At 40.0% G+C, this 3,942-nt stretch carries 3 protein-coding genes; 2 read left to right on the top strand and 1 reads right to left on the bottom strand.

Translation table 11 applies throughout. The annotated features are described in order from the left end of the window. A partial coding sequence (locus tag Q0212_RS14445; protein ID WP_297926786.1) for a phenylalanine--tRNA ligase beta subunit-related protein occupies positions 1-549 on the top strand: 549 nt, incomplete at its 5' end. Positions 550-578: 29 nt separating this feature from the next. On the opposite strand, the gene Q0212_RS14440 is transcribed toward Q0212_RS14445, so the two are convergent. Then, entirely contained in the window at positions 579-1,931 is a 1,353-nt protein-coding gene (locus Q0212_RS14440) for a wax ester/triacylglycerol synthase family O-acyltransferase (protein WP_297926783.1), read from the bottom strand. Positions 1,932-2,340: 409 nt separating this feature from the next. Here Q0212_RS14440 and Q0212_RS14435 point away from each other — a divergent pair. Next, positions 2,341-3,942: IPT/TIG domain-containing protein (locus tag Q0212_RS14435; protein WP_297926780.1), on the top strand; the 1,602-nt coding region annotated here is incomplete at its 3' end.

Here is a 3,942-nt window from a genome sequence, read left to right as displayed (position 1 = left end):
GGAATTATGGAATTGCCTTTAGACACTCCGTTAGGATTATCGGCTGCCGAGTATTTCAACGTAGAAAGTGATATTGTTTACACGATTGGATTAACACCAAATCGTTCGGATGGGTTTTCGCATATTGGTGTGGCAAGAGATTTGCGTGCGGCTTTGCGTGGCGTATACAATGTAGGTTTGGATTTGAAATTACCTTCGTCTGTAGTGGCGCAAAAATTCTCTTCGCCAATTGCCGTTAAAATTGAGAATGCCAAGGCTTGTGAGCGTTACAGCGCTTTGTATATCAAAAATATAAAGGTACACGAATCTCCACTTTGGTTGCAAAATCGATTGAAAGCCATTGGCGTAAAGCCAATCAACAATATTGTAGATGTAACCAATTTTGTATTGCACGAAATGGGACAACCACTGCATGCCTTTGATGCTGCAAAAAAAACCATTGAGCAGCGCGAAAAAGAGGCTGGTTTTGCTCCATCCCAACCACAAATATTTGTGGGTAAAGAAATGCAGCAAAATTTGCCTAAATTAGAAGAAAGTTTATTTCCTTAACCTAATTCCCCCCGATAAGGGGGGGGAGTTTAAGACAAGCCAGCGACATGTTCGAGTTCGTTGAGAGAGTCTTCTAAATAAGCTAACAAGCGTTGCATACTCGGCAAGGCTTTGCGACAAGCAATTAAACCAAACTCCAAACGGTCAACATAACTGGTTAAGGTAATGTTGAGAGCCATGCCATCTAAAACGATAGAAACGGGATAAAAACCATCTAACAATGCGCCATTCCAGTACATGGGTTCTTTAGGGCCGGGTACGTTAGAAATAACAACGTTGAATGCTTGTAGTTTGGGTGCAATGCCTGTTAATAAATTAAGACCAGCAATGCTATATACCAAGGCACTATAGGCCATAATTTCACTTTGAGTCATACGACAAAAACGGTCTTTAGCATTTTGTACTGAGCGGTGAATGACATCGACACGGGCTAAAGGATCGGCAAGATGTGTTCCCAAGTTTGCTAAAATCATGGTGATTTGGTTCCCAGAGTCACTATCATCACGACGTAACGACATGGGTACCATGGCAATCAATGGTTTAGCAGGAAGGGCATTCAAATCTAATAAATAGGTACGTAATGCACCTGCGCACATTGCCATCACTACATCATTAATGGTCACACCCAACTTTTTACCAATCGCTTTGATGCGTGGTAGGCTATAAGATTGCGCCGCAAAACGACGCGAGCCACTAACGCGTTGATTTAAGATGCTGCGTGGTGCTTGAAACACAGACACATAATCGGGATCTTTGTCGTAAGATGCCTTAATAGCTTGATAAAGTTCTTTAGCAACTTTAGGTACACTCGTGGCTTGATGGCGTAAACGATTGATTGTTTCCGCAAAATTAGCCAGTGCTTTCGCTTCCTCTTTAGAGCGTTTATCGCGTTTAATCGCCCATAGAGGAGTGACGGCTTTGGTAGTTGGGTCAGAAGATAAAGATTTTTGGGCAATACGCATACCAGCAATACCATCAATCACTGCATGATGCATTTTAAAGTATAAAGCAAAACGATTGCCTTCAATGCCTTCAATTAAGTGACATTCCCAAAGCGGTTTGGCACGATCTAATAACGCACTATGTTCTTGGGAGACATAGGTTAATAACTCACGAATCCTGCCTGGATCAGGTAAGGCAATATGACGAAAATGATGTTCTAAATCAAATTCATCATCTTCGTTCCAAAACATGCCATCTAAACGTTGGTTAAAAGGACGCACAGGTGGTGTAGTTGCTTTAAATTGTTCTGCAACTTCTCGGACAAAATTTTCATCTGCATCTTCAGGAATTTTAAATAACATGAGTCCGCCAACATGCATGGGTTGTTGACGACGTTCTAACCATAAAAATGCTTGATCAATAGGACCAAGAGCACGCATAAACTTCTCCTTATTAAATTGGTACGTTGGTACACATTAAGACATTAAAACCTGATGCTTGTAAATTATTTTATGAATTAGCTTTATGTTTTGAGTGAAAAATGGCCAATTATTTGATTTTTAAGATACTAAAATCTTTTATATTTTAATGATTAAGGCTTAAAAAATTCCTAAAGTAATAGCCTAAAAGGTTGTAGAGAGATTGTCTAATATTTTTATTTGACTAGAGGTCATAAGTTTTAATAAATTGGGGTTTGCAATAGTGTATAAAAAGAGCGATAACCACAAAATAATTAAGTTTTTTGTATAACATATAAGGTCTGTTGATGTACTAGCTATAAATAGCCTAAAAATTAATGCAAGAAAGCTAAAAACTTGAACGATGTTGTCAACTCAAAGGAGAATAACCATGACAAACACTAAAAAATTCATATTGACGCCTATAGTTACAGCAATCTTGTTGAGTGGTTGTAATAGTAATGATGACGATCCAGTTGCTGCTAAATCACTTGCCAATAATACCAATGCTGTAACGCTTAAAACGCTTACTGTCACGCCATCTTTAGGCAAAATTTTAAACGCTAAAGTTAAATTAAAAAATGCCGCCAATAATGCGCCACTTGGTGAAACAACAACAGGCACAACAGGTAAAGCCATTTTTAATGTGCCTGCTTCTGTTACTACCGTCATTGCCGAAGTGCAGGGGGGCAACGGTGCAAAATATTTTGATGAAGCTAAAAAACAAATGGTGGATATGCCTGCAACAACGGTTATTCGTGCCGCAGCCTCAGTCGTCAATACCAATAGTGAAATTGGTGTTACTGCGTTAACCGAAGCAGCCGTACAACGTGCAGAGGCATTAGCAGGAACGGGCGGTAACATTATTCCACATTTAAACACGGCTAAAGCAACCGTAGAATCTGTTTTTAGTGTACAAGATATTTTAAAAGCTCCAGCGTTAGTAGGTAGCACTTTGGATATGGCTAATTTGGGCAGTAGCCAAGCAGAACAATACGCCTTACGTTTGGCCAGTTTAGCTAAAATTGCTGCGCAAAATTTAGGCTCAACAGAAGCCGCGCCTGCTGCCAAAATGGCACAAGCTGTTGCTCAAGATTTAGCCGATGGTGATATTGATGGCTCTGGAAATACAGGCACTTTGCCTTATGATTTGGCAACTTTTGCCGCACAATATCAAGCACAAGTGCTTGCTTTAGTACAAGACTTATTAACTAATGCCTCGCAAGGCGGTTTTGATGTAACCAAGTTACAAGCATTGTTGACGTTTGTTCAGAATAATCCTGTTAGCCTTAATGTGACGCCGCCCCCCATTCCTTTTGCTTTAACAGGTTTTACACCAGTGAGTGCTGTTGTTGGGGCAGAGGTGACGATTACAGGCACAGGTTTTGTTGCTGATACCACTAAAATGAAAGTTACTTTTGCTAATAATGTGATGGCAGAGATTGTTAGTGCAACGGCAAACTCATTGGTAGTAAAGGTGCCTCAAGGTGCAGTGACTGGTAAAGTAACGGTTACTAATTTAAATACCAATGAAAGTAAAGTGTCGGTGGTAGATTTTACGGTGATGGCTACAGGTGGTGGAGCTGATTGTGGACAAATGCCAACATTGACTTTTAATGATTTGTTGCCATTTGCAGGCAGTTACGCTGTCGAAATTAAAAACGGCTCTTTAAATCCAACGACTCCTCCAAGTGTTGTTAAAGCTGCAACATTGCAATTAACGGCTATCAATCCGAGTGCTAACAGTGCTTTAGTCAAATTAAATGGCGCGACTGCAAATGTCTTGGCTGTTTGTCAAAATGGTGATAGCAAAAATAATGTCATGGTTGTTTTAAATACAAATAACGCACACATTGATTTTAATTTGTTGAATAACCAAAAGATGGCAAACGGTATAGATTTTTCTGGTGCTGGTGAATATTTTGATACAAAACAAACCAATACAGGTGGTGGTGGTTGTACTGGCACGGTAACCGCCACACCGAATGCCAAC

The organism is uncultured Agitococcus sp., assembly GCF_937920075.1.
In the GTDB taxonomy this organism is placed as follows: Bacteria; Pseudomonadota; Gammaproteobacteria; order Pseudomonadales; family Moraxellaceae; genus Agitococcus.
The sequence above is the reverse complement of the archived record's forward strand: the minus strand, read 5'-3'. Positions and strand labels throughout refer to the sequence as shown.

Bases quoted from the DNA above. Each gene is read 5' to 3' on its own strand.
- Q0212_RS14440 (WP_297926783.1), bottom strand. From the start codon at position 1,931: ATGCGTGCTCTTGGTCCTATTGATCAAGCATTTTTATGGTTAGAACGT.